The 1,315-nt window shown below is 61.1% G+C and carries 1 protein-coding gene and 1 pseudogene; both read right to left on the bottom strand.

Annotation, left to right across the window (positions count from 1 at the left end; genetic code table 11):
• Nucleotides 1–35: 35 nt before the first annotated feature.
• Nucleotides 36–1,127 carry a polyamine ABC transporter substrate-binding protein gene (locus HX846_RS11580; protein ID WP_102604044.1) on the bottom strand — a complete coding sequence of 364 codons (1,092 nt, stop codon included), beginning with the start codon at nucleotides 1,125–1,127 and terminating at the stop codon, nucleotides 36–38.
• Nucleotides 1,124–1,315: pseudogene (locus HX846_RS11575) on the bottom strand (histone deacetylase family protein); the annotation flags it as partial. The gene HX846_RS11580 and the pseudogene HX846_RS11575, both read right to left, overlap by 4 nt.

Genomic DNA, 1,315 nt, shown 5'->3' with positions numbered 1-1,315 from the left:
CGGTTGCGCACTGAGGCGCAACCGGCGGCAACCGATCAGGTGCCGGACTTGATCTTGGTCCAGGCGCGGGTCCTGGCACGTTCGGCGTCACGTCCCAGGGGCTTGAGGGTATACAGCGTGGCCATGGCCGCCTCGGTCGGGTACAGGTTGGGATTGTTGCGAATCGCCGGATCCACCAACCCGGTGGCGTCCTTGTTGGGGTTGGGGTAACCGACAAAATCGCTGATCGGCGCGATCACGCCCGGTTGCAGCAGGTAGTTGATAAAGGCGTAGGCGTCTTCCGGGTTCTTGGCTCCTTTGGGGATTGCGAGCATATCGAACCAGATTGGCGCACCTTCTTTCGGCAGGCGCATGTCCACGGTCACACCGTTCCTGGCTTCCTTGGCGCGGTTGGCGGCCTGGGAGAAGCTGCCGGAATAGCCGACCGCCACGCAGATGTCGCCGTTGGCAATGTCAGCCATGTACTTGGACGAGTGGAAATAGGTGATGTACGGGCGGATCTTCATCAGCAGTGCTTCGGCTTTGACATAGTCCGCCGGGTTGCTGCTGTTGGGGTCCAGTCCCAGGTGTTGCAGGGCCAGGGGCAGGATTTCCGACGGCGAATCCAGCAGCGCCACGCCGCATTGCTTGAGCTTGCTGATGTTCTCGACGTTGAAGATCAGGTCCCAGCTGTCCACGGGGGCGTTGGCCCCCAGCGCGGCCTTGACCTTGTCCGGGTTGAAGCCGATCAGGATGGTGCCGTACATGTAGGGCACGGCGAATTTATTGCCGGGGTCGTTGGCCTCGATCAGCTTCATCAACTTGGGATCGAGGTGGTTCCAGTTGGGCAGTTTGCTGCGGTCCAGCGGCTGGAACACCGAGGCTTCGATCTGCTTGGCCAGGAACACGTTGGAGGGCACGACCACGTCATAGCCGGAGTTGCCGGTCAGCAGCTTGGCCTCCAGGGCTTCGTTGGTGTCGAAGATGTCGTAGACCAGCTTGACGCTGGGGTTCTGCGCCTTGAAATCTTCCAGGGCCTTGGGCGTGATGTAGTCGAACCAGTTGTAGACCCGCAGGGTTCTTTCTTCGGCGTGCGCGGCCCCGCTCAGCACGGCGGCGCAGAGGACGAGATGCTTGAGCATGTTCATTGGGCGAATCCCTCAAAACCTTCGAGAACGTTGACGGCATTGATGCCGATTTCTTCCACGGCGTAGCCGCCTTCCATCACAAACAGCGTCGGTTTGCCGAGGCGGGCGATTCGCGCGCCCATCGCCAGGTAGTCGGGGCTGTCGAGCTTGAACTGGGAGATCGGGTCGTCCTTGAAGGTGTCGACGCC

This window comes from Pseudomonas sp. K5002, assembly GCF_013386655.1.
GTDB lineage: Bacteria > Pseudomonadota > Gammaproteobacteria > Pseudomonadales > Pseudomonadaceae > Aquipseudomonas.
The sequence above is the reverse complement of the archived record's forward strand: the minus strand, read 5'-3'. Positions and strand labels throughout refer to the sequence as shown.

Coding starts and splice junctions, on each gene's coding strand:
- HX846_RS11580 (WP_102604044.1), bottom strand. CDS start 1,127: ATGAACATGCTCAAGCATCTCGTCCTCTGCGCCGCCGTGCTGAGCGGG.